We start from the raw sequence: 24,706 nt of genomic DNA, 5'->3' as shown, positions 1-24,706 counted from the left end.
ATCTTAGCATTTGAATTATTTGAAACAGTAACAGTCTTTCTTTTTCCATTATTGGATTCGGTAATCTTCACATCAATGGCTCCTATCTTGTCCTTCGGTATTTGACTTACGGGCTTTAGTGTCCAGCCATCTTGATACAAATCTGAAATCCTTGCAAAGGCTATGGAAATAATTTCTTGCAAGACTCTTTCCTGAGTCACTCCTTCTTTCTCTAATACCTCAGCTACTTGGGTCTGGATGTAGCTTTTGATGTTAACATTTGACAACAGTCTTGAGCCTTGTTGTCTAGCTGTATGCTCACTATATCCTGCAAGCTTCGCTGCTTCTGTCGCATTCAAATTTGCCTCTCCCAGATAATAGTTTGCAAAGAGAAATTCCTTATCTGAAAGGTAGTTTGGTTTTTCAAGCGTTTTGGTTAGCATAGTTGGTTGGTTTTAAACTAAATATAATCAATTCTTTGCCTTTCTCAGGGAATATCGGTGTTGATTTCGAGCCTTGTCTAAAGCAGTCATGGTCGTCAATTTGTGACAAGCAAATAATCCACCTTTTATCCCAAACTATTTTGATAGCAAGGTAATCAGCCCTAGCTTAAAAGGGCTTTTTAAACCATGACATGAAGCATTTTTCAGAGATAGATATCTGCATGAAATATATCACTCCTGCTATTCAAAAAGCCGGGTGGGATATTAAGAAACAAGTACGAAGAGAGGTAACCTTCACTGATGGCCGAATTAATGTTCGGGGGAATCTTTACACAAGAGGCAAAAGAAAGAGAGCAGATTACATACTATACCACATCAGTGGTCATCCGATTGCAATTATTGAAGCAAAAGATGCCAACCATTCTATTGGTTCAGGAATGCAGCAAGCTTTGGAGTATGCCAGAATGCTTGATATACCTTTTGTTTTTAGCTCTAATGGCCATGGCTTTCTTTTCCATGACATGAGTGCCCAGGATGGAAAAATGGAGAGAGAGCTAACCATGAACGATTTCCCATCACCAGAAAATCTATGGGCCAGATACAGAAAAGTAAAGGGCATTAAGTCACCAGAAGAGGAAAAGATAGTAAAGCAGGAATACCACAAGGATGAGTCAGGTAAAGAGCCTCGTTATTATCAATCTGTTGCCATAAATAGAACTGTAGAGGCGGTTGCTAAGGGTCAAAATCGAATTCTTTTGGTAATGGCTACGGGTACAGGTAAGACTTACACAGCTTTCCAAATTGCTTGGAGATTGCATAAAGCGGGAGCAGTTAAGAGAATACTCTTTTTAGCAGATAGAAACATCCTGACTGATCAAACCAAGAGTGGAGATTTCAAACCTTTTGGCCAAGACATCATGACTAAAATAACTGGCCGAAAAATCGATAAAGCTTACCAAGTATATTTCGGTATCTATCAAGGATTGACCAGCCCGGAAGAAGCTAAAAAGGCTTTCAAACAATTCTCACCTGATTTCTTCGATTGTATCATTATAGACGAGTGTCACAGAGGAAGTGCCTCGGAAGCATCGGCATGGAGAGAGATTTTAAATTACTTTGAAGGTGCTATACACATTGGATTGACAGCTACGCCTAAGGAGACAAAAGATGTTTCTAACATGGCTTACTTCGGAGAGCCAGTTTACACTTATTCATTGAAACAAGGTATCGATGATGGCTTTCTTGCCCCTTACAAGGTAATCAGACTTGCACTAAACATTGATGATGGTTACAGACCAGAAGTAGGTAAAATCGATCAATACGGTAATGAAATAGAAGATCGGGTGTATAACAACAAGGACTTTGATAGAACCTTGGTTATAGATGAGCGAACTCAGACCGTTGCAAATAAAATCACTGAATTTCTGCAACAGACTGATCCTTTCTCAAAAACAATAGTCTTTTGCATAGATACAGAGCATGCTGAACGTATGAGACAAGCATTAGTGAATGCTAATGTAGAATTAGTCAAAAAGCACCCTAACTATGTCGTTCGAATAACAGGTAATGATGAAGTGGGCAAACATGAAATAGAAAGATTTATCGACGTAGAAGAACGTCTCCCTGTTATAGCTACTACTTCTAAACTTTTAACCACAGGGGTGGACACGAAGATGGTTAAACTAATCGTCCTTGAAGCCAATATCGGTTCCATGACAGAGTTTAAACAGATCGTTGGAAGAGGAACCAGAATTAGAGAGCAAGACAACAAAGTCTTTTTTACCATCATGGACTTTAGAAAGGCCACCAACCTTTTTGCAGATGAAGATTTTGATGGAGACCCAGTTCAAATTTGGGAGCCAAAGCCAGAAGAACCGATTATTCCTCCCGAGGAGACCAATGGTGGAGAGGACGAAGAGGAAAATGACCAAGGTGATACTGGCAATGGAGGAGGGTCAGGAGGCATCCCTCCACTTGGACCTCCTGGAGGAGAGCCTGGCGAACCGACAAAATATTACATAAAAGGAGTTCCGGTTAATGTTTCCAATGAAAGAGTCCAATATCTTGATAGTGATGGAAAGCTGATTACTGAAAGTCTTACGGACTACTCACGAAAAAATATCAAAGAAAGATATTCTGACCTCAGCACTTTCATAAGTCGTTGGACTTCTGAAGAAAAGAAAGAGGTCATTATTCAGGAACTATTGGAAGAAGGTGTATTCCTAGATGAATTGAAAAAGGAAGTTGGTAAGGAGATGGATACTTTTGATCTCATTCTTCATGTAGCCTTTGATCAACCTCCTCTTACTCGTCAAGAAAGAGCTAATAATGTCCGAAAGCGCAATTATTTTGGCAAATACTCTGAACAAGCCCAAAATGTGATAAAGGCACTTTTGGACAAGTATGAGAATGAAGGCATCCTTTCGATTGAAGACATGGAAATACTAAAGGTTCAACCTTTCAATGCCATGGGTTCTTTACCTCAGTTGGTGAAATCATTTGGAGGTAAGAATCAATACCTGGAAGCCTTGAAGGAGCTTGAGACGGAACTCTATAAAACAGCTTAGAAATGGAGCATCAAGAATTAGAACAGAAATATGCCCAACTTCTTCGGGACCCGGAATTCGACAGACTTGAATTACTTCTAAAAGAACCTAATATCTTCAAAATACTTGGGGTGGAGGATTATGAAATAAGGCATTCAAACTTCTTAGCCTGGCTACTAGACCCTTTTGAATCTCACGGGTTGAATGAAGGTTTTCTCAGACGGTTTCTACAGGATATTTTTATTGATAATAGGTCCCAAGACTTTTCCCTCGTTGAATTAGCTGGTTTAGACCTAAGTCAAATAGAAGTTTGGAGAGAATGGAAGGGTATCGATATACTCGTCTACAGTGATGATATTATCATCTCTATTGAAAATAAGGTCTGGTCTGGAGAACATAGCAATCAGCTTAAAAAATATAAGGACACTGTGGAGTCACAATTCCCCCACCAAAGAAAGGCATACGTCTTTCTTAGTCCTTATGGAGTGGAGTCGAGTGAAGACGAGTTCTATGTGAATTACTCATATGAGCGAATCAATCAAATCATTGAAAATATAATCGAAATACGAAGGCATCAAATTGGAGATTCAGTTTTGACTTATTTAGCTGATTATTCAACGATCATTAAACAAAATATCATGAACAGCGACCATGTGAATGAAATGGCTAAGCAACTCTATCAAAACCATCGTGAGCTACTAGATTTTGTTTTTAAGAATAAACCGAATGCATGGGATGATTTCAGAGTTGAACTTGAAGGTTTGGTGAAAGAAAAGGGCTGGATTCTAGGTTCAAAAAATCGATATGACGTTAAGTTTTATCCCGAAGGTATGGCAGACTTGATCATGCATTACAAAAAAGCGAATGGCTGGCCGGATAGGGAAGCTTTCGGTTTCCAACTCAATTTCTACGATGGCAAGAGAATAGCCTTTAGTTCTTATGTAACCAAACCAGTACAATACTTTGATTATTGGGAAAGGCTTACCGAAATTCTTTCAGAAATCCCTGACGCTAACACTAAACTTGGAAAGGAATGGAAAGCCCATTTCAAGGATAGTGTGAAATGGCCACTTGAGAAAAACATGGAGAACTGGAATGAGAAGAAAGCGGATCAAGTGAGAGCCTTTTTAGATAAAATAACTCCAATAGTGGAAAAAGTAGAGGCAAAAATGCTAGAACACAAGGACGAATTACTAAGACTAAAAGAAGGAATAGAGCAGTATGACTAACGTAACAGGGACTTTAAAATCTATACAAGACATTATGCGGCAAGATGCCGGAGTGGATGGTGATGCACAGCGCATCTCTCAACTGGTATGGATGATCTTCTTGAAGATATTTGATGATAAAGAGCAAGAATGGGAATTACTGGATGACAATTATCAAAGCCCAATACCTGAAAGACTACGCTGGCAACAATGGGCAAGTGATGAAGAAGGCTTGACTGGTGATGAACTCTTAGAGTTCGTCAATAACGACCTATTCAAGACCCTTAAAGAACTCAATGTCTCTCCTACTGAAGATCCTAAAGGTTGGTTAGTGAAATCCATCTTTGAGGATTCTTACAACTACATGAAGTCAGGTACGTTGATTCGCCAGATCGTTAATAAAATCAACCTGATCGACTTCAATGATCAAAAAGACCGTCACCTCTTCAACGACATTTATGAGAAGATTCTAAAAGACCTGCAAAGTGCTGGCAATGCTGGTGAATACTATACACCTAGGGCGGTAACCCAGTTTATGGTCGATATGACCAACCCTCGTTTGGGTGAGACCGTTCTTGACCCTGCTTGTGGTACGGGTGGTTTTTTGATCTGTGCCTTGGAGCATATTCGAAAGAATGATGTCCAGACTGCCGAGCATAGGCAGACCTTGCAAAACAGCATACAAGGTGTTGAAAAGAAGCCTATGCCTCATATGCTAGCTGCTACCAACTTGATCTTACATGACATTGAGCAGCCTATCATTAAGCATGACAATTACCTTGGAAGACCTTATAACGATTGGGAAAAGAAAGACCGAGTAGATGTGATCTTGACTAATCCTCCTTTCGGAGGTACGGAGGAAGAAGGAACCGACACTAATTTCCCTTCTCGCTTTAGAACCAAGGAAACGGCAGATCTCTTTTTGGCCTTGATCATGCGCTTATTGAAGAATGGTGGTAGGTGTGCCGTAGTACTACCTGACGGCACTCTATTTGGTGAGGGTGTGAAGACCCGTATCAAAGAGGAGCTAATGGAGAAATGTAACCTCCACACCATTGTCAGGCTACCTAATGGCGTATTTAACCCTTATACAGGTATTAAGACCAACCTGCTCTTCTTTGAAAAAGGAGCACCTACCAAAGAGACCTGGTACTTTGAACATCCTTACCCTGAAGGAGTGAAAAGCTACAATAAGGGCAAGCCGATTGACATCAAAGAGTTTGACCTTGAAAAAGCTTGGTGGGACAATAGAGAGGAGAATAAGTATGCTTGGAAGGTAGGCATTGACGAAATCAAGAAAAGGGGCTATAACCTCGACATTAAGAATCCTCATCAAGAGAGTGATGATCTTGCTAGCCCTGAAGAACTCTTGAATCAATACAGAGCTACATCTGATAAAATCAATAGCCTGCAAAATGAGATCGCCCAAGTATTAACCGAAGCCCTGAAATAAATGAAGCTATTAGACCTCTTTCAGGAATTAACCATACACCCAAAGAATGCCAAGGAGATCAAAGGCTTGATACTGCAATTGGCAATTAAGGGTATGTTAACCAAGAACTGGCGCCATAAAAAACAGGTTACTAAATCAAAGGAAGAATTTCTAAAAATCATCTTATCTGGTAAAACTGAAGTACTGGAGTATTCAGGTGTTAAAAAAGAGAAACCAATTAATCCATTTAGCAAAGAAGATGAAAGCTTTGAGGTTCCTGATACATGGGTTTGGTGTAGATTTGCTACTGCAGCATATATTGTTAGAGGAGGATCTCCTAGACCTATTAAAAGCTATATTACGGATGACCCAAATGGACTTAATTGGATAAAAATTGGCGATACTAAGGGTGCCACGAAGTACATAGAATCATGTGCTGAAAAGATAATCCCAGAAGGGTTGAAAAAGTCGAGATATGTAGAACCCGGAGATTTCTTGCTTTCTAACTCTATGAGCTTTGGTAAACCTTATATCATGAAAACTGATGGATGCATTCATGATGGTTGGTTATTGATCAGAGAAGTTAAGAAAGCACTAGACAAGGACTATTTATTCTACTTACTCTCATCTCCTTACATATATTCCAGTTTCAAAGATTCGGCAGCAGGTGGTGTTGTTCAAAACTTGAACATTGAGAAAGTAAGACAAACAATGCTTCCCATCCCTCCCCTAGAAGAGCAAAAAGCCATAGTCGCAATCGTTGAACAGCTATTTAAAGAGTTCGAGGCATTAGAAGAGCAAACCAAAGTAAGAGTGCAACTGAAGGAGGACTTTGTCACCTCTGCTCTAGCCCAATTAACGACAGAAAACACTAGCCAAATTTGGAGCTTTTTACAACCTCATTTCAATGAGTTTTTTACAGAAAAAAGTGGAGTGAAGAAATTAAGAGAAAGCATTCTACAATTGGCCGTTCAAGGCAAACTCACCAAACACTGGAGGGCTGCCAACCCAAACGTAGAACCTGCCTCTACCCTTCTAGCCAAGATCAAAGCTGAGAAAGAAGCACTCATCAAAGCTAAAAAGATCAAAAAGGAAAAACCATTACCCGAGATCACCGAGGAGGAGATTCCTTATGAACTGCCTGAGGGTTGGGAATGGGTAAGACTTGGAGAGGCTTTTACATATGGAACAAGAGACAAAGCTGAATCTAATTCTGTGCATCAAGATACATGGGTATTAGAATTAGAAGATGTTGAAAAATCAAGTTCAAAACTGCTTCAAAAAGTCAGATTTAAAGATAGACAGTTTAGAAGTACCAAGAGCATTTTTAGAAAAGGAGACGTAATTTATGGAAAGCTGAGACCATACTTGGATAAAGTTATTGTGGCAGATGAGCAAGGGGTTTGTACAACGGAGATGATCCCTATAAAAATTTACTCCCAATGCTCTCCTGAGTACCTTAGACTGTATCTAAAGAATCCTTCTTTCATAGAATATGCAAATAGCTCCACACATGGTATGAATCTGCCAAGAATGGGCACTGATAAAGCAGTTAAAGCTATTATTGCCCTCCCTCCCACTGAAGAACAAAAAGCTATAGTCCAAACCGTCAATACCCTAATGTCCCTTTGTGATCAGCTCGATCAAGCCATTGAAGAAGGAGAAGTCCAAATTCAGCAATTGATGCAAAGTTGTTCGAGGGAGGTTTTTGAGGGGTGATGAAGAGAAATCATGATTTGGTTTAACTCATTTTGAAATGAAAAACTCAAAGGACATTTCTGAAAGAAAAGTTGCCATTGTTTCGAGACTAATGAATGAAACCAATGAAGAGCTTATACGCCACCTCGAAAATGCCATCCTACTATTCGATGCTCCAAAAGTATCTAAGGCTTACACAAAACATATTGAAGAACTCGCTGATATGGAATGGGGTAAGACAAAACCAACGAAATTAATTGCAAATGAAAAGGAGATATCAGTTAGGTCTTGGAGACAAGTTTATATTGAAATAATAAAAATCCTGATTAAGACAACAGTCATCCGACAGGTCATGCTTCCGATTCCTGACTACTATGGTAATTCTAGGTTTTTTGCCAATAAAATAGCAATCCATCGTTCTGGCAAAGGGTTCACTGATCCTGAATTAATCGAGGGCATCTATTTTGAGTGTCATTATAACACACAAATGAAAATGCGGAACTTGGTTCGGTTGGTCGAAAAATCTCAACGTTTCAAATCGGAAAATTTCAAAATTATTTTTAAGGCTTAATTGTTTTCAATCAATTGCTTACAGTGAATTAGTCTATCCAGGTAAGGGTAATACTTTTTGTTTTCTTTATTCCGTTCAAGAAAATTTAAATGACTCTTGACAAACAAGTCTACATCCAACACTCTGGTAGCTAAGTCAAGCTGTATTTCCGCTTTGGGTAGCTCACAGTTTTCGAAGAAAGATTTTACTTCAAGGTATTCTTCAAGACTTTCAAGCTCCTCAGAGTCAGATTTATCCTCATTCCAATCAGATGAGTTTTGATTCACCAATACAGAGTCTTTTTCATTTTGCGAACCCTCTTGGAATGCATCAGACCTTAAATTGGACTGTTTTTGAAAGTCTCTCCAATCAAGCTTTTCCAGAAAATCAGCTAGGTCATTCCCCTCCACCCTATCACTTTCAGGGGCATATCTTTCCAAGAGGTCAGACATTTCAAAGCTAGTTTTACCCCCCAGATGAGTTTCTATTTCAACAGCTTTCCTCTCCCAATCCCGAAAGGTCTTTCCATCCTCTGACAAGTCTGGGAATAGAATAATTTTCCTGTTCTTCAAAGGCAGACATTTGTCCAAGGTCAGACTGCTTTTATTGAATGTAGCCAGCCAAATCAAGTCTTTCGAAGTCTTTGGTGACCCAAAGTACAAAGTACCGTATATGGCTGTTTTTGGAGCCTCCACAAGGGCCACAGGATTGTCAGGAAACCTAGTGAGCAAATGCTCTCCGAAGAGGCATGAGACGATCTTATCATTTTGCAAATATGCTTTCAACCAATCTGAATTTTCCATATGATGTTCAGCATTGAATTTACTAATCATCGAGTGTAAGAAGTTGGTAGAAATGCCATGGTTTTTCTGATCGTACTGCCTAGCCTGAATCGCCCTAATTTCCCCATGTAGGTCTATGAAGGGGAAGGTCAAAGCCCCTTTGAGGTATCCGCTCCTAACGGTTCCCAGGTGATAAAGTGAGATAACCTTTTCTACTTGTTTCTTATCAAATGGGTAAGGTACGTTTTCAAGTAGATTTTGTATGAAATTATTTATCTCATAGCCTTGCCTTGTTTCCTTGAGTACCTCAAAAGGAATCGGAGTCAATTCAGCATGATAAGAAACTTGTTTCTTACTAACCTTGATCGAAGACCTATCAAAGGAGTCTTCACTAAATCGGTTCAAATAAGATTTATCATTGTAAGGGCTTTTCCAGGCTCCACATTTGGCTTCGTTATCACATCTTCCAAACCTTTCTGGAAGCACCTCACCTGTTTCAGTATCAATGTATCTCTGCCAATGCTTCTTGGCTCCACAGCGGGTACAATTCAGTTTAGGAGCCTTGTTGGAGGCAAGAGTAAATCGATAGCCATTCGTACAAGTCGTACCATTCGTACCTGGTACGACTTGTACGATTGGTACGAATCTTTTACGTGTGCTACTCACTTTTAACCTCCTTCTTCAACCATTTCCTAATTGTACCCTCCGAAACATTATACTGTTCCGCTATCTGTACATTGTTCATTCCTTGTTTTTTCAATTCATGAACCTTTAAAATTTTTCTATCACGATCTTGTTGAGTCAACTCTTTCAAGTGTTCTCGTTCTGAACCAAAATCCAAAAACTTAAATCCGAGGAAGTTAGAGGGCTTATCAACTCTACACACAATTACATTCTCTGTGTCATAAATCATTGCAGTATTTCGTGCTTTGATCTGTTTTATATATCGAACGCTTTTATCTAATGTACTCTGTCCAATAGCAAAACAACTATCAATGAAATTGTAAAGCATCTTACTACCCTGTAAATCGTTTTGAGTTATCGGACGGCTTAGATCACGTTTGGGCGTATGAGCTAAGGCTAAAATCGAGAGTCCATGCTTACTTTTCAAAGCTTTCAAATGCTTCATCAGTGGAAGGGCATCTTTAGCTCTTTCTGTTTCATTCTTCAGGTAGGTAATATTATCAATAATCAGAATTTTAGCTCCGGTCTCGACAATGCTCTTTTCCAAAGATTGATTAAGGTATTCTTCAAAACTGGATTCGATTGGAATTGCTGCATCAGGATTGATCTCTATTCTTTTAAAGTTATCATTGAAAGAATAATGGTTATCAAACACCCTTTTACCTTCAATTTTTACAGAATACCTCACTTCGAACTGTTTAGCCGAAAGTTCAAAATCAAAATAGAGAACAGGCTGTGGACATGTTTCCAATTTAAACCCTGGAAGAGGATGACCCTTACTAATACTATTTGCTATTTGAACGGCAAGAATGGACTTTCCTAAGTTGCTATCTGCGAATAGAATACAAATCTCATTTTCGTTCCAAAATTCACTAAAAAGCATCTTTGGAATTGGAGTGTTTTTAGCTTGTTCAATCCATTCATTGGCGGTCTTAACTGTGAATAAACCTAAATGATGTTGCTGATTGGGTAGCGAAGCTTTTATTTCCTTAATGTGCTCATGATATGTCCGGAAGCTTTTGAGGTCATCAAAAACAGGAGACAGTTTCAAAGGCTCCATTTTTTCTATTTCTACTGCTTCTCCATTAGTCTGATTATGCTTTTTTTTGATGAAATCAGCAGCTTCAAAATGTTGGCGATTAGTTTCCAACTCCTGCCTCAATTTCTTATCTTCATTTATTCTTTCCTCAAAAGAATTGTTATTGGGGGTTAATTTGATCGCACTCATCTTAACCTCCTTTTTTTATTTTCTAGAGCCTCTAGAACCTTCTCCAAGTCATATCGAACAACAGAACCTTCTTGGATAAAAGGTATTCTACCTTCCTTCCTCCATTTGGATAGAGTAGGTCTCGTTACTCCGAGTTTTAACATTAGTTGATCGGTCGTGAGAATTAATTTTGGTTTTGAAGTAGTTTTGAATTGTTCTAGGTTGTCCGAATTTTTCAAACAATGGCTAATTGAATCAATAAGTAAAGCCTGTAGCTCACTCATCGATAATGAAAGGAATACTTTCTTCTCCATGATTTTATTTGGTTGGTTTATACAACCCAAAATGGAGAAACCTATCTGCCATGTGTAGTTCATGGCAGATATGGTAGAAAAATGAATAAATACTTGTTACTCTGAATAAGGTGGGATTCTACTCAAAAAAATCCTCCTATTGTCATTAAATACATAGGAATCGGTTTGCCTTAGGGTTCTACCATCTTGACCTAGATTGAGATTGCGGAACTTTGAGTTTAGCAAGGTCACCGCATCTCTATCTGAAATAATTACTCGGACATAACCTCTCTGCTTGAGAACTGAATACCAGGCAGCAATAATTCCTTTTTTTCTATCTCCCCGAACAAATTCAAAATCGTGATTAATAATCTGCGGCTCCATTTCAAGTAACAGCTTGTAGCATTCCTCGGCTCGATAAATTAAATCATCTAATGATTTTGGTAGCTCTTTAGTTGTTCTAATTCCCTTTGCATACCTCGTCAATTGATCAATTTCATATAATACCTTATCAGAGAAGCCATTCGGAAAAGTTTTACCCTTTTTAATCAACTCGCTCTCTTCATTCCAATATTCCTGAAAATGGCTATAAGCAAATGAGTTTTTTGGGATTTGTTTTGAAGCCTTTGCTTCAACATACTTCTTCTTTATGACCACAAGGTGTTCAAGTGCCAATTCTTTTTCATCATCTGCAACCAACTCCCTAACGTAGTCCCCTAACCAATCTATATTAAACATGAATGGATGTTCTTGATTAAAGGCGCTAGATTTGGTCATAAGGAATTAATGTAGGGCTTTTTTTAAAGGGTTTCAACCGAAAAAACAGACAACCATGCTCCTAAAGCTCTATGGTATTATAACCGTTTGATGAATGTACTTTCAAAATTCATCAATATTACGACAAAGAGTTTTTTAGGAAGCCTTCATTACAGTTGCTTCTCCCCAAATTTTACCCATCTGGCTAATACTATGCCTCTTGCTTAAATTAACATAGCGTTTGAAGCTAGAATATGACTCATGGCCTGACCATTCCATAACCATCTCTACGGAAGCACCACGCTCAAGAGAAAGAGTACAAAAGGTTTTACGTCCAGTATGAGCAGAAATGAGCTTATACTTGGGGTGAACAGTTTTAATTGGTTCTGAACCTCTAAATCTTACTATTTCAATAGGTGTATCAATACCTGCGATCTGGCAAACCTCTTTGATATATTTCGAAAGCTTCTGGTTTGAGATACTTGGTAGCGGCTTTTCAAGTTCTTTATACTTTTCCAATATGGATATTGAATCCGAATTAAGTGGTATACCCCAAGGCTTACTGCCTTTTTTCATCGTCAATTGAATGGTCTGGCCTTTAATGTGTTCTCTTCTGAATTGCGCATAGTCAGAATAGCGCATACTTGTGGCACAAAGGAAAATGAAAATATCTCTTGCCTTCTCATGCCTGCTTACCCCATTCAAATCCACATTCTTGATGGACTGATATTCACCTTCAGTAAGGGTAATTACTTCAAGTTTCTGCTTTTTAATCTTGAAATCTCTATAGGACTGATCCATCTGAACCCCGTCCCTTCTAGCATATCCAAGAACCGTTTTAAGGGTACTAAGCTGCTTTGCAATGGTAATATTGTTTATTTCTGTTTCTTCAATCAAATAGCTCTGAAACTCCTCGAAAAAGGAAAGCCTAATACAATCAAAGGTCACTTTTTTACCAGAATGATGCTGGAATCTTTCCAGGTGTCGTTGTAATTGAGAATACACGCCTAAACTCCGCTTTGCTCTAATCGCTTTGTTCCTTTCGATGTATTCATCAATAAAGACTACCACACTAGATTTGGATGCCTCCACCTTTTGAGCCTTAATACCAGTCCCAAGCTTTGATTTATTATACTCAGCAAAGACATCCTCCACAGAATAGTTCTTGCCTGAGTGTTTAAATGAATCCTCAATGAAAATGAATTTTGACCGGATGCTATCTATAAGCGAATTGGTCCTACTAACATCGGATTTCATCAGAAATGATTGATTTGAATTCTTTCCAATTTTCACATAGACTGCTTCTTGATTCTCGGTATCCCAATTAATTGGAGGTACCCGTAAGGATGTGGTCACCCTTTTTCTTTGTTGAGCGATCGAAAGCATGCAAGATATGGGAGCGTAACCATCCTTATTAATCTTGTCTTTTCGGATTTCAAATCGAATTGTAAGCTTTGCCATAGTTGGTTAGTTTGTTTATCACAATATACGAAAAGTCATACAAAAAAGGGTGTTATTTAGGGTGCATTTTTATTGAATTTATCTTTATCTAGGTTTATCAAAAGACCAATTTATAGTCCTAAAAACGATTTTAAAGCCGATTTTTTGGGAATATAAGTATAGGAAGATAAAAAGGGTTCGAATCCCTCCGCCTCTGCAAGCTAAAGTCCTGACAGTTTTGTCAGGACTTTTTGTTTATCCCTACCAAATCAACCAATGGCTAAAAACTTAATGTCCTCCACTATCACACTCTTGAGTAATTAACATAGATTATAGTTAAATATTTCGCTATTAAGGATTTTTCATCAATAAAATTTGATTTAATAAATTTTTTCATAATATTATTCTTTTAATTGCTTTTTTCCTAAATCCCAACTACTATGAAAAAGCTAGTTATTTTCATTCTTTGCCTTATTACATTTCATGCTTATTCTCAAGAATCCTTTGTTCAGATGAGCAAATCTTTGCGCCTAGAACAAATCGAATTCGATAAAATAAACAAAGAGGCAAAGGAAACCGTCTTCGGTCAGCCAAGATTAAATCGACAGAAATTAAGGGATGTTTCCCTTCCAGTCACCAGCGTAACCTCGAGTAACTTTTCTAGAAGTGGTGATATAAACGTTTCTGCAGAGTTGGGTTATTTACTTGGTGACTTTGGCCAAACTAATAATCCCGTCATTCAAATTCGGGGAGTTTATACCATTAATGAAAAGTACACTACCAAGACTGTGCGAGAGTTGATTGACGGTACTATACCAGATTTAACAGCAGCTCGGCTGGAAAGTGATGCTAATATTGATAATGTCCTTCTTGGTTTAAGCGATACTAAACTTTCACTAGAGGGCACTTATGTCTTACCCTATCAGGTTGGAGAATACTTAGAAGACCTTTCCCGGCAAGGCACAGAGGCGAAAATTGATTACAAAGCGGGGATGCCGAATGACTATTGGAACATTGGAGAATACAACTCCACACCCCAAGTACAAAAAGATTTATTCATTTTGAGTTTGCGATCGCAACCTCTGATAAACCAAGGAGCTACAGATTTTGAACAATTTTTTAATGAAGAAAATGACGAAGAAATTGATTGGAATGATTATTCTTTTGGCTACGAGGTGAATAAATGGAATTATCATGTATCGGCTAAGTATGATCATTTCTTAGGGCAAACTGAAGATTTTGGCGGAGGTAATGAAGTCAAATACGATGGTTTCGGAATCTTCAGTGCGAACGGTGGCATCAATTTCAATCCCTGTACGAGAGGTCGAGTGGAATTAGATGCCGGTCCGTCTTTGAGGTTTGGAGGTGGAACAGATTTCGGGTTTAACCTTCGCCTAGGAGGAGTTTATGATTTAACAAAACCTGAAAAAAGACTCGCTCAAGGAATCTACTCAGGCGAAACTAAGGTAAATTATTCTCTCACTGCCGGAGCATCCTACTTCCGAATCAGCGGCGGCAGCAAACTCGTCTTGGGTGGGGGATTTCAAGTAAACTTTAGGTAAGCCTTAAGACCAGCGGTACTTTGACCCAAATATTTTTATTATCTTCATTTTGAAGCCCAGCAAAATGAAAAGACACCACTTACTTTTCCTACTTCTTTTTTGCCCAATTCTGGTGCAAGCTCAGGACATTAAAGAACTTTCTCCTCAACAGGCCTTCATGGAGACCTGGAGTCATCCTAAGATTTTGCCAGACCGCATTACGTTAAATGTAACAGAAAATATGGCTAGAGAGGCAAGTGTAACCTGGCGAACAAGTGCGGATGTAAAAGAAGGTTTTATGGAAATTGCTGAAGCGCTGTCCGACCCTATGTTTATTCAAAGATCAGTACAGGTTGAGGCGAGAACTCAAACTTTAGACGCGAGGGATGTAAAAGCCGCGGGAACCAGGGCTAATTATCACTCCGCCACTGTCAATAATCTTAAACCGAATACCACCTATGCTTATAGAGTGGGTGACGGAACATTATGGAGTGAATGGTTTCAGTTTACCACAGCCAGCGAAAATGAAACTGATCCTTTTTCTTTCCTTTATGTTGGAGATGCTCAAAATTACATTTTAGAGTTATGGTCCAGACTTATCCGGGAGAGCTTTCGCAAAGCTCCCGAAGCAAGATTTTTTATTCATGCCGGCGATCTGGTAAATCATGCTCACAGGGAGCAAGAATGGCATGAATGGTTTACTGCAGGAGGTTTTATCCATAGTATGATTCCCGCCATGCCTACACCGGGAAATCATGAGTACCGTGCCAGAACAGAAGGCAATGTAGAAGACCCTCCGATTCTTTCCATTCAGTGGAGAGCTCAATTTAATTTACCTCCAAATGGACCAAGTGGACTTAAGGAAACTGCCTACTTTTTTGATTATCAAAATACAAGATTCGTGTCCCTGAATAGTAACAGGAGTTTAGGTTCTCAGGCCCGCTGGTTAGATAAAGTTTTGAAAGATCATGGAAAAGAATGGGTCGTGATCACCTATCACCACCCCATGTATTCTGCTGCTTCGGACCGGGATAATGATCAGCTTCGCAAAGCATGGAAACCTATTTTCGACAAATACGGAGTTGACCTCGTACTACAAGGGCATGACCATAGCTATGCAAGGGGACATACAGAACCAATAAATGTTCCAGAAGGTGTGAATATGATGGATAAGGCAGGGACAATGTATGTAGTATCCATTAGTGGTGGCAAGATGTATGAAATCGGAGGAAACTGGGAAGAGCTAGGGGCAATCAAAGATCGGACAGGAGAAAAAACCCAGCTTTTTCAAGTCATCACCATAGAAGACAAAAAGCTTATTTATGAATCTTATACCCCCCTAGGTGAGCTTTATGATGCCTTTGAGCTGCACAAGACTGAAGGAGGTCCAAATAAATTGGTGGAAAGATCATCCGAGTTAATTCCGGAAAGAATTTTCAGCGGGAATAACTGAAGCCTTTCGACTAAAATTAGTGCCCATATTTAAGTAACACTCACCCTTGAAAATTTAGATAATGCTTAAAAATGCTCTTTACTTTATCGGAATTCTATTTATAGCAATCATCGCATTTTTTGCGTATGGAATGCTTTTCCCTGTAAGTCCACTATCCACTTCATCAATTTCTTCCGGAGGAATAGATATCTCTGTGGAGTATTCACAACCTTCAAAAAAAGACAGGCTTATTTTTGGAACAGAAGAAGAGGGAGCTCTTCAGCCTTATGGACAGTATTGGAGGCTCGGTGCCAATGCGGTTACTGAAATTACTTTCTCTAAGAATGTGCTTTTCGCCGGGCAGTTTGTTGAAGCAGGTTCTTACAGAATGTATGCAATTCCAGGGGCTGACTCTTTCATCATTGCTTTAAATTCAGAAACAGGAGTTTACTTAGGAATCACTGAGCCAGATTATGAATTAGATATTCTTCGGGTGGATATACCAGTTGAAAAGTCCTCGGAAGTGATTGAAACCTTAGATATTTCCTTTGAAGAATTGGGAGAAAGTATAAACATGATGATAAAATGGGATACGGTTTCCCTCAAGATCCCAATATCCAACCCATAAAAAATCTCTGTTAATCACTAAGCGGATAACCTACTTCCCGCTTCCTTTGAATTGATCTTCCTTATAGGCAAAAAGAACATTAAACGTGGTCAGCGATCCATAGCATCGAGTAATGTATTGCTGTAAATGGATCCGGTCCTCATCGTCCAATTTTGGATGATTATTAATATTCTGCTCCAGAACCCGTAGTTTTTCTCGCACCATCACGATTTTTCTAAAAAAGCTCTCCATTGGAATCTCTTTCACAGAGAGATTTTCATCATTTGGTTCCAAAACCACAGTCCCGCCCATCCATCGTCCACCAAGCGGAATAAGTGGCGCTTTCTCTGAAAAATCCGCTACGACATTTCGTACCGCCTTTTCTATATCGGATATGGAAATACTTGGCTTTTCAGCTTGTTTTCCTTCCTCTATCTCAAACCCCTCAAAATCGCGGGCCAGAGTCTTTATTTCTTCTGTTTTGTAGAAATAAATTTTGTAATAGTCTCCCTCTACTGAGAGAATCATTCCGGTTCCAAAGCTGGGATGTCGAAGCTTACTGCCTTCTTCTAATTCACTTGCGTTCATTTGAGAAATTCTTGGTTTGAAATCTAAAGTAAGAAAGAATATAAAATCTGTAACTTTTTAATTCTTAAAGCATCACTGACTTGTATGAAAAAGTTTCTGATTATTGGGATTTCCGTTTTCCTAGGCTTCACTTTTTGGGGATCTGGAATGGCAAAACTCTTTTTTGAACACAAATTTTTTGGGTGGATCGGCCCGGTCTGGTTAATCGATGAACTTAGACCTTATGGGTTGGGGCTCTATGGACAGTTTATAGCTCTATCCCAAATCATAATTGGATATTGCCTGGTCACCACTCGTTACAAATTGATCGGGTCCATCATGATGATTCCCTTAATCGGTAATATCCTTATGGTGACCATATCTTTGAATTGGCAGGGCACTCCCTTCGTACTTGGATTTCTTTTGCTTCTGAATTTTGTTCTGCTTTGGCAATACCGCGATTTTTTCAGACCTCTCATTGATGAAAATGACCATCACAGCTACTGGATTCAAAGAGGTAGTCGTTCCACAAAGGGACATCTTGTCTGGCTTGCCGGATTGGGGCTTCAAATAGTAGCAATTCCCATTTCATTTCTGAATTGGCCACTTTCTCTTGGGGTTGTTATTCTTGGATTAATCATTTCATTTTTGAGTTTCAGGGCAGATAAAATAACCAAAATTGAGGAGGATCAAATTACCTGATTTTTAGTATCTTAGGTGAGACTTAACCTTATACACTATGAAAATTTTTAGCTATTTAAACTTCGATGGAAAGGCTGAGGAAGCGATGAAATTTTATCAGTCCATATTAGGCGGAGAATTTCCTATGGGCTTTATGTACATGGGAGATATGCCCGATGGCCCACCCATGTCGGATGAAGATAAAAAACGAGTCATGCATGTGACCCTCCAACTTGATGATGGACTGGTTTTAATGGGTAGTGATACCTTCCCAGGCTTTGGACCACCTCTGCAAAAAGGGAATCAAACTCACCTTTATCTTGATCTCCCAAGTAAAGAGGCCGTTGATGATGCCTTTGGGAAACTAGCAGAAGGCGGGAGTATAGAAATGCCTCTGGAAGAAACTTTCTGGGGATCCTACTTTGGGAATTTGACGGATAAATATGGTATCTGCTGGATGTTGAATTATGACTTGAAAAAAGAAGAGGCTTAAAATTCAAGCATGTCGGAAGTTTCCAAGCCAATAGCCAGACTTCAGCAATTGCTAAGGAGTAAACCCACTCATTTCCAAAAATCTGAAATAATGGATGATTATAATTTTTGGATTGAATTAAGAACAAAGAGCAGAGTTTGGCAGATTTTCATCCAGGATGAATATCACGACTTTTCGCCCGATACTCCATTAATGGCTATTTGGCTGGTCTTCGATGCACTTGAAGAATACAAGGAAAGTGAAGATTTTCTGGTTTGGTGTCGTGGGTATGGACTCGATCCTTCAAACTCTAAACTACTTCAATATTATAAAAGCTTAGGCCAAACCTTAGCAGAGATTGAAAAGACTTATGGAACCATAGACTCTTGGATCACACCAATGGAATACCAACTGAGAACCGGTGTGATCCAAGAGCTTTTAGACCCGAAAAATCAGATCAAATATGAGTGAAACTGAATATCTTGAAGAAAGAGTGGAAGATCAGATCCAATGGTTTGATCGCAAAAGTGCCATTAATAAAACCTGGTACAGAAGGTGTCAACTAGTCCAGCTCATAGCTGCTGCCCTAATTACGCTGTCCGGCATTTTCATAGGGAAAAGTGGTTTGTATTTGCAGTATTTGATTCCTCTGCTCGGGGCCATCATCGCCATCATTTCCGGGATTTTAAGCTTGTATAAATTTCAGGAAAACTGGATCCAATATCGGACCACTGCTGAAAACCTTCAGCAGGAAAAGTATTTATTTCTTGGCCGAAGTATACCCTATGATGAACCTGAGCCCCTAAAGCTTTTTGTGGAGCGAGTAGAAGCCATGATTTCACATGAGAATAATAATTGGGGTCAAAACATGCGAAAGGTATCCAAAGAGCATCAGTCTGGATTAAGAGATATCCTTTAAAGAAGCAAGAAAATCACTTTTTCATGTATCCTTCCCGAATTGCTTTAAATTCAGAGCCGTCTTTCCAACCAGGCCATATTTCTGAATTTCCGAGATTCATACCGATGTTATAAAGCAGCTGAACATCATCTACCGCTCCAGAAAAATCCCAAGTTTCAGGATCATATGCATCTGAAGGTTTGTGGTAATAGAGCTGAACATACTCATCTTCTTTTTGCTGACCGTATTCTTTACCCTTTTCTACATGATCTATTCCGTTTTGAAAGTATAAAGCAGGAATTCCAACTTTGGCGAAGCTAAAATGATCCGATCTAAAATAGTATCCTGCAGTCGGTGTAGGGTCCGGTGAGGCATATCTCCCAACCTTCTTTAGCTCCACATCGAGGAGGTCCTCAAGCTCACTTTGCCCCTGCCCGATCACTGAGACATCCTTCATACTTCCATATGGATTCACTCCGTCCATATTGATATTGGCTACTGTCTGCTCCTTTGGAAAAACTGGGTTTAAAGCATAGTAAAGCGAACCCCAGAGTCCCTGCTCCTCTGCAGTGACTGCAAGGAAAACGAGGGTTCGCTCAGGTCTCTCGGATTCTGAGAAGCCTTTGGCCAAAGCTAATAAAGCAGCAGTACCCGACGCATTATCCAAGGCGCCATTATAAATCGAATCTCCAGTTTCATCTGGTGTTCCTATTCCCAAATGATCCCAATGCGCTGTGTAAATGATATATTCATTGGGTCTAGTAGCCCCCTCAATTTTAGCAATCACATTTTTTGAAACGTCATATTTCGCATCTACAGTTAGCGATGAACTCGCATTCAGATTCATGGAGATAGCTTGAAAATCAGCTTTTCGGGCTTTGGCAAGCATCTCACGTTCATTCATACCAGCCATTTCAAAAAGCTTATTTGCTGTAGGCAAAGTCACCCAACCTTCAAAACCCAGTTTATAATTTTCCTCCTGCCGATCGTCAAGGTAAAGCTGCTCTGCATTCCATCGGTTTTGAACCACATTAAAGCCATAGCCGGCCGGTATGGTATTATGTACAATCAACACTCCCAAAGCACCCTGGCGAATAGCCTCCTCGTATTTATAAGTCCATCTGCCATAGTAGGTCATTGTATTCCCTTTGAAAAAGGTTTCATCTTCGGTCCCAAACCCAGGATCATTCACCAACATCATGGCGATTTTACCTTTTACATCAATATTTTTGTAATCATTCCATCCATATTCCGGAGCAACAATACCAAACCCTACAAATACAATTTCCGCATCTTCAAAGGAAATTTCTTCAGTCCTTTGTGTCCAGATTACATAGTCCTTCTTCCCCTCAAGGGTGATAGTTTCATCCGCTGAACTCACAGTCATGGTCGGAGCGGCTATGCTTGTAACAGAGGCAAGAGGAACATCCTGGTAATACGAGTTTCCATTTCCAGGTTCCAAACCAAAAAGCTTGAACTGATCTTCCAGATATTGGATGGTTTTTTCTTCGCCTGCAGAAAATGGCATTCTTCCCTCAAACTCATCTGAGGCCAGTACTTCCATATGTTTATCCATATCTGAAGCCTGAAAAATGTAAGGTTCCTTTTCAGTCGGACCACAAGCGGCTAACAAAAAGAGAATGGGTATGAAAAATCGTAATTCTTTCATTTATTTTTTGGTTGATTTTAAGATCTGCTAATTGATTTACCTTGAGCTGGCTTTGCCACTTCCGCCAAATAAAATTCCGGCACCTAGTACAAAACCAAGGTCATAAACGAATCCATTGTTGTTCACAGCATACATGGCCACATCGCTCATAAAGATGCTTAGAATAAAACTGAAAGGAGCAATAAAGCCGTGCCACAATCCCCCGAAAAACCCGTAAGGTTCGTCTACTACACAGTCCTCAATATCGACGGCTTCTGCACAAGAACTCATGAGAACTATCAAAAACAAAAATAGCAGGGAATTCTTTAGAAATGGTTTCATTTTACTGGAGTTTGATTATTTGAAATTTAGCAAAATTCCAGTGCAACAATGTTTCATTTTCTTACTGAGCGATTGGTTTTCTTGATTTTAAAGATGGAATTATGGAACTAAAAATTGTCAAGATTTTTGATCAGAACTCCAGAATTCTGAACTTCCATACCAGACAAATTTATATCCCATGAAGGATCATTTCCACTACAGAAGAGAGTTTATAAAGAAGGCATTCACCTACACTGCAGGCCTCTCGACCCTTGGCTTTGCTGCTACCGCAGCACCAAAAGCAAAACCTAGCGAAGCCTTATTAGTAATAGGACCAAGGACAGGATACTCTCCTCAAATCGGAGCCATGGTGGCTATGCTGAACTATATGAGGCACACCATAGTGAATACGGTGAAAGACCTAAGTGTGGAAGAGCTGGACTGGCAAATGGATGAAGATTCTAATTCCATAGGAGCATTACTACTGCACCTTGCCGCCACAGATAAATTCTACCAATTAAATAGCTTCCATGGAAAACAGGAATTCAATAAACAGGAGGATAAAATCTGGGGTGCAGCCATGCGCTTGGGCAAAGAAGGGAAAAAAATCAAAGGACATACTGCTCAGCACTACCTGGATATCATGACTGAGGTCAGAGAGGAAACGCTGGAAACACTTAAAGAATATGATGATGAGTGGCTACTTGCTATCGATGAAGTATGGTCTCAACCCGGCCAGGAAGTGAACACCTATTGGAAATGGTTCCATGTCTGTGAGCATGAATCAAACCATGGAGGTCAGATGCGGATTTTGAGAACAAGGGTTGGAAAAACTTTGACTTAAGAAATGAAAAAACTACTCCTTCTTACTTTAGTCCTTTTTCCAATCATATTATCCGCACAGGAAAAACTCCAAATAGGAGTCGCGGGATTAACACATGGACATGTGGGTTGGGTGCTGGATGCTCATAGAAAAGGAACTATTGAAATCATCGGTATTTCAGAGTCAAATACTGACTTAGCAAATCAATTGCTGAGCGATTTTAATATTTCTAACGATCTTCTTTATCCAAGTCTAAAAGAGATGCTGGCCGAAATTAATCCAGAAGCCATTACAGCTTTTGGGGATACCTATTCACACTTAGAGGTAGTTCAGCAGGCGGCTCCTAAGGGAATTCATGTGATGGTAGAAAAACCTTTAGCTGTTTCCATGGAACATGCTCTGGAAATGGAAAAGCTAGCTAAGGAACATAAGATCCTGCTTCTTACAAATTACGAAACGAGTTGGTACCCAAGTAACCACAAAGCCAAAGAGCTATACGAGTCTGATCAGATTGGGGAGATCAGAAAAGTAATTGTTCGGGATGGTCATCGCGGGCCCAAAAAGATCGGAGTGAACGGCGAGTTTCTAGAATGGCTGACCGATCCTAAACTTAATGGCGGAGGTAGCTTGACTGATTTTGGATGCTATGGTGCAAATCTCATGGTTTGGTTAACAAATGGTGAGAAACCCCTCGCTGTCACGGCGATCACCCAGCAGCTCCAACCTGAAAATAATCCAAAAGTGGAAGATGAGGCAACCATCATCGTTCAATACCCAAACTCACAATTGATTATACAGGCCTCCTGGAATTGGCCCATAGGGCGAAAAGACATGGAAATCTATGGTTTGACTGGAGCCATCTTTTCTGACAATAGAAATCAACTTAGAGTTAGAATGGCTGAAGGTTATGACGGGTTTGATGAAACCATTTATGATTTACCAGAGCTGAATAATCCCTATCGAGATCCTTTTCTTTTCCTAACTGCAGCAGTCAAAGGAGAAATAGGCATACCAGAATTCGATGTTTATTCCCTTGAGAATAATATGATGGTGATGGAAATTCTGGATGCCGCTAAGGAAAGTGCACAGACCCATCAGACTATCTTCTTGGAGGAAAAATAATAGAACTTGATTATCTTAATAGAAACTAAAATCTGGTAATATGAAACTCGGCGCTTTCTCTATCAGTCTTTCTGTGAAAGACCTTGAGGCTTCTAAAAAATTTTATGAGAACCTTGGATTTACCAAGTTTGGAGGAGATGAATCGATGAATTATCTCATCATGAAAAATGAAAAGACATTGATCGGTCTATTTCATGAGATGTTTGAAAACAATATTTTGACATTTAATCCCGGATGGGATCAGGATGCCCAAACTCTTGAAGACTTTGATGACGTCAGAAAAATCCAAGCCGAACTAAAGTCTAAAGGAATTCCACTAGCGCAGGAGGCAGACCCTTCTGGGACAGGTCCAGGAAGTATTTTGGTCTTTGACCCAGATGGAAATGGAATTCTAATCGACCAACATATCTGAGTGACCAAATGCTTCGTAAAGTCATTTACTCCGTTCTGATTCTGACGGTTACCTTTTCTTCCGCCTTCAGCCAAAAAAACAGTAAGGAAGATACGGTATACACTTTTCCATTTCATATGGAATCCCGACTAATTGTTTTTGAAGGAAAACTAAATGGAAAACAGGCCAATTTCGTGTTCGACACCGGAGCCGCGTTAGGTCTGGCAGGGAAATCCTTTGCTGATGATGGTCGCATAGAAGTCAAAGGAAAAAGAATGACCATCAGAGATTCTAATAACAATACAAAGAAGGTCAGAACCGGATACACGGATGTGATGAACATAGGTGGAATGCGAATCACAAATCCTAAGGTCCTTGTGACTGAAATGCCTTATCTATCCTGCCAAAATTATTACCTGCTTGGATCAAACGTGATTAAGCTAATCAACTGGGTGATTGATTTTGATAAAATGGAAATAAGTGTTTCGCTGAAGCCCTTTGAAGTGAAGGAAGACTATCTTGCTTTAGACGTAAAGTATGAAAACTACCGACCATTCACCACCGTGTCTTTTGGAGGGATGAAACTCTCCAAAGTCCTAATAGATACGGGCTATACGAGAATTCTTGACATTGATAATGGGTCAAATTTGGTTCAGACCTACCTGGCAAATAAGGAAAACATGGGCCGGGTGAATAAAAATATATCCCTTTCTACGGGTGCTATTAGCCAGGCTATGGATGAAACCACGGTGGTCCTGGTCGACACTCTAGACTTAGCTGGCTATGAGATTTATGACATACCTATTGATTTTTTTGAGACCAAATCGACCAAACTTGGTATAGGCTTTTTTAAAGCTATCAGTCATAAAACCATTATTAACAATTCAGACTCAAAATACTATCTTGATCTTCGCTCCCAATCAGAGTTTAAAGATCCATTTTTATTAAATCTTCAATACTCCAAAGGGGAAGTTATTGTGAGTGGAAAGTCGCTTGAAGACGATCAGGATTTTGACCAGATCGAAATTGGTGAAGAGGTGGTATCTATAAATGGACAGCCTACCAGCCGGTTTTCCAATGAATGTGATTTCGTAGAATGGTATTTCACTTACGATGAGAAAACCATGACCATAGAGACAAAGGATGGTGAAAGGTTTACGTTTGGAAAGTCCAAACTTAAATAGA

At 39.5% G+C, this 24,706-nt stretch carries 25 protein-coding genes; 16 read left to right on the top strand and 9 right to left on the bottom strand.

The features are described 5' to 3' along the window. On the bottom strand, nt 1-422 hold a 422-nt coding region (locus QVH07_RS17435), incomplete at its 3' end, for a terminase small subunit (protein WP_290003012.1). Between the two features lie 191 nt (nt 423-613). On the opposite strand from QVH07_RS17435, the gene hsdR reads away from it, so the two are divergent. From hsdR to QVH07_RS17410, 5 genes are read left to right on the top strand one after another with little or no spacing between them, the layout of a single operon-like run. After that, nucleotides 614-2,989 (top strand): EcoAI/FtnUII family type I restriction enzme subunit R, encoded by a 2,376-nt coding sequence (gene hsdR / locus QVH07_RS17430; protein WP_290003009.1) that lies wholly within the window; start codon nt 614-616, stop codon nt 2,987-2,989. Nucleotides 2,990-2,991: 2 nt separating this feature from the next. Then, the gene (locus tag QVH07_RS17425; RefSeq protein ID WP_290003008.1) at nt 2,992-4,197 is read left to right on the top strand and encodes a PDDEXK-like family protein; all 1,206 of its coding nucleotides are present in this window, start codon (nt 2,992-2,994) and stop codon (nt 4,195-4,197) included. Further along, nucleotides 4,190-5,629, top strand: coding sequence for a type I restriction-modification system subunit M (locus QVH07_RS17420; RefSeq protein WP_290003005.1), 1,440 nt, complete (start codon nt 4,190-4,192; stop codon nt 5,627-5,629). The genes QVH07_RS17425 and QVH07_RS17420 overlap by 8 nt, the downstream gene beginning before the upstream one ends. Beyond that, complete coding sequence (locus QVH07_RS17415; protein ID WP_290003002.1) at nt 5,630-7,327, top strand: restriction endonuclease subunit S; 1,698 nt, start codon at nt 5,630-5,632, stop codon at nt 7,325-7,327. It abuts the gene before it with no gap. 37 nt (nt 7,328-7,364) lie between these two features. Further along, nucleotides 7,365-7,877, top strand: a complete 513-nt coding sequence (locus tag QVH07_RS17410; protein ID WP_290003000.1) for a hypothetical protein — start codon at nt 7,365-7,367, stop codon at nt 7,875-7,877. Here the strand turns inward: QVH07_RS17410 and QVH07_RS17405 are convergent. The 5 genes from QVH07_RS17405 to QVH07_RS17390 all read right to left on the bottom strand — a co-directional run bounded on the left by QVH07_RS17405 (nt 7,874) and on the right by QVH07_RS17390 (nt 13,039). Next, nucleotides 7,874-9,304: a DUF6965 family protein gene (locus QVH07_RS17405; protein WP_290002999.1), complete on the bottom strand. Its 1,431-nt coding sequence runs from the start codon at nt 9,302-9,304 to the stop codon at nt 7,874-7,876. The two genes, QVH07_RS17410 and QVH07_RS17405, sit on opposite strands and share 4 nt — an antisense overlap. Beyond that, nucleotides 9,297-10,550 carry an AAA family ATPase gene (locus tag QVH07_RS17400; RefSeq protein ID WP_290002997.1) on the bottom strand — a complete coding sequence of 418 codons (1,254 nt, stop codon included), beginning with the start codon at nt 10,548-10,550 and terminating at the stop codon, nt 9,297-9,299. The genes QVH07_RS17405 and QVH07_RS17400 overlap by 8 nt, the downstream gene beginning before the upstream one ends. After that, nucleotides 10,547-10,813, bottom strand: coding sequence for a helix-turn-helix domain-containing protein (locus QVH07_RS17730; protein WP_353890996.1), 267 nt, complete (start codon nt 10,811-10,813; stop codon nt 10,547-10,549). The genes QVH07_RS17400 and QVH07_RS17730 overlap by 4 nt, the downstream gene beginning before the upstream one ends. Nucleotides 10,814-10,939: 126 nt before the next feature. Then, nucleotides 10,940-11,599, bottom strand: a complete 660-nt coding sequence (locus QVH07_RS17395) for a hypothetical protein (protein WP_290002996.1) — start codon at nt 11,597-11,599, stop codon at nt 10,940-10,942. Nucleotides 11,600-11,734: 135 nt separating this feature from the next. After that, a complete protein-coding gene (locus tag QVH07_RS17390; protein WP_290002994.1) occupies nt 11,735-13,039 on the bottom strand; it encodes a site-specific integrase in 1,305 nt (434 codons plus the stop codon). Between the two features lie 419 nt (nt 13,040-13,458). On the opposite strand from QVH07_RS17390, the gene QVH07_RS17385 reads away from it, so the two are divergent. The 3 genes from QVH07_RS17385 to QVH07_RS17375 all read left to right on the top strand — a co-directional run bounded on the left by QVH07_RS17385 (nt 13,459) and on the right by QVH07_RS17375 (nt 16,619). Beyond that, the gene (locus QVH07_RS17385; protein WP_290002992.1) at nt 13,459-14,580 is read left to right on the top strand and encodes a hypothetical protein; all 1,122 of its coding nucleotides are present in this window, start codon (nt 13,459-13,461) and stop codon (nt 14,578-14,580) included. Between the two features lie 64 nt (nt 14,581-14,644). Continuing rightward, on the top strand, nt 14,645-16,012 hold the full coding sequence (locus tag QVH07_RS17380; protein ID WP_290002991.1) for a purple acid phosphatase family protein: 1,368 nt from the start codon (nt 14,645-14,647) through the stop codon (nt 16,010-16,012). A 61-nt stretch (nt 16,013-16,073) separates the two neighbouring features. Further along, the gene (locus QVH07_RS17375) at nt 16,074-16,619 is read left to right on the top strand and encodes a DUF2911 domain-containing protein (protein WP_290002989.1); all 546 of its coding nucleotides are present in this window, start codon (nt 16,074-16,076) and stop codon (nt 16,617-16,619) included. A gap of 30 nt (nt 16,620-16,649) precedes the next feature. On the opposite strand, the gene QVH07_RS17370 is transcribed toward QVH07_RS17375, so the two are convergent. Next, a complete protein-coding gene (locus QVH07_RS17370; RefSeq protein ID WP_290002987.1) occupies nt 16,650-17,186 on the bottom strand; it encodes a DUF8685 domain-containing protein in 537 nt (178 codons plus the stop codon). Nucleotides 17,187-17,270: 84 nt separating this feature from the next. On the opposite strand from QVH07_RS17370, the gene QVH07_RS17365 reads away from it, so the two are divergent. The 4 genes from QVH07_RS17365 to QVH07_RS17350 are packed head-to-tail and all read left to right on the top strand — an operon-like array spanning nt 17,271 to nt 19,237. Beyond that, entirely contained in the window at nt 17,271-17,867 is a 597-nt protein-coding gene (locus QVH07_RS17365) for a hypothetical protein (protein ID WP_290002985.1), read from the top strand. A gap of 37 nt (nt 17,868-17,904) precedes the next feature. Then, complete coding sequence (locus QVH07_RS17360; protein WP_290002983.1) at nt 17,905-18,339, top strand: VOC family protein; 435 nt, start codon at nt 17,905-17,907, stop codon at nt 18,337-18,339. Between the two features lie 9 nt (nt 18,340-18,348). Then, nucleotides 18,349-18,789, top strand: coding sequence for a hypothetical protein (locus QVH07_RS17355; protein ID WP_290002982.1), 441 nt, complete (start codon nt 18,349-18,351; stop codon nt 18,787-18,789). Further along, the gene (locus tag QVH07_RS17350) at nt 18,782-19,237 is read left to right on the top strand and encodes a DUF4231 domain-containing protein (protein ID WP_290002980.1); all 456 of its coding nucleotides are present in this window, start codon (nt 18,782-18,784) and stop codon (nt 19,235-19,237) included. The genes QVH07_RS17355 and QVH07_RS17350 overlap by 8 nt, the downstream gene beginning before the upstream one ends. 13 nt (nt 19,238-19,250) lie before the next feature. On the opposite strand, the gene QVH07_RS17345 is transcribed toward QVH07_RS17350, so the two are convergent. Both QVH07_RS17345 and QVH07_RS17340 read right to left on the bottom strand, forming a co-directional pair. Then, entirely contained in the window at nt 19,251-20,885 is a 1,635-nt protein-coding gene (locus QVH07_RS17345) for a M28 family metallopeptidase (protein WP_290002976.1), read from the bottom strand. Between the two features lie 36 nt (nt 20,886-20,921). Beyond that, entirely contained in the window at nt 20,922-21,206 is a 285-nt protein-coding gene (locus QVH07_RS17340; protein ID WP_290002974.1) for a hypothetical protein, read from the bottom strand. 178 nt (nt 21,207-21,384) lie between these two features. Between QVH07_RS17340 and QVH07_RS17335 the strand changes: the two genes are divergently transcribed. The 4 genes from QVH07_RS17335 to QVH07_RS17320 are packed head-to-tail and all read left to right on the top strand — an operon-like array spanning nt 21,385 to nt 24,705. Beyond that, nucleotides 21,385-22,029 (top strand): DinB family protein, encoded by a 645-nt coding sequence (locus QVH07_RS17335; RefSeq protein WP_290002970.1) that lies wholly within the window; start codon nt 21,385-21,387, stop codon nt 22,027-22,029. 3 nt (nt 22,030-22,032) lie between these two features. Continuing rightward, entirely contained in the window at nt 22,033-23,130 is a 1,098-nt protein-coding gene (locus QVH07_RS17330; RefSeq protein WP_290002967.1) for a Gfo/Idh/MocA family protein, read from the top strand. 40 nt (nt 23,131-23,170) lie between these two features. Then, on the top strand, nt 23,171-23,542 hold the full coding sequence (locus tag QVH07_RS17325) for a VOC family protein (protein WP_290002964.1): 372 nt from the start codon (nt 23,171-23,173) through the stop codon (nt 23,540-23,542). A gap of 8 nt (nt 23,543-23,550) precedes the next feature. After that, complete coding sequence (locus QVH07_RS17320; RefSeq protein ID WP_290002961.1) at nt 23,551-24,705, top strand: retropepsin-like aspartic protease; 1,155 nt, start codon at nt 23,551-23,553, stop codon at nt 24,703-24,705. Nucleotide 24,706 lies beyond the last annotated feature (1 nt).

The organism is Algoriphagus sediminis (genome assembly GCF_030403435.1).
GTDB classification, from domain to species: Bacteria; Bacteroidota; Bacteroidia; order Cytophagales; family Cyclobacteriaceae; genus Algoriphagus; species Algoriphagus sediminis.
This window is presented reverse-complemented; position numbering and strand designations above follow the sequence as displayed.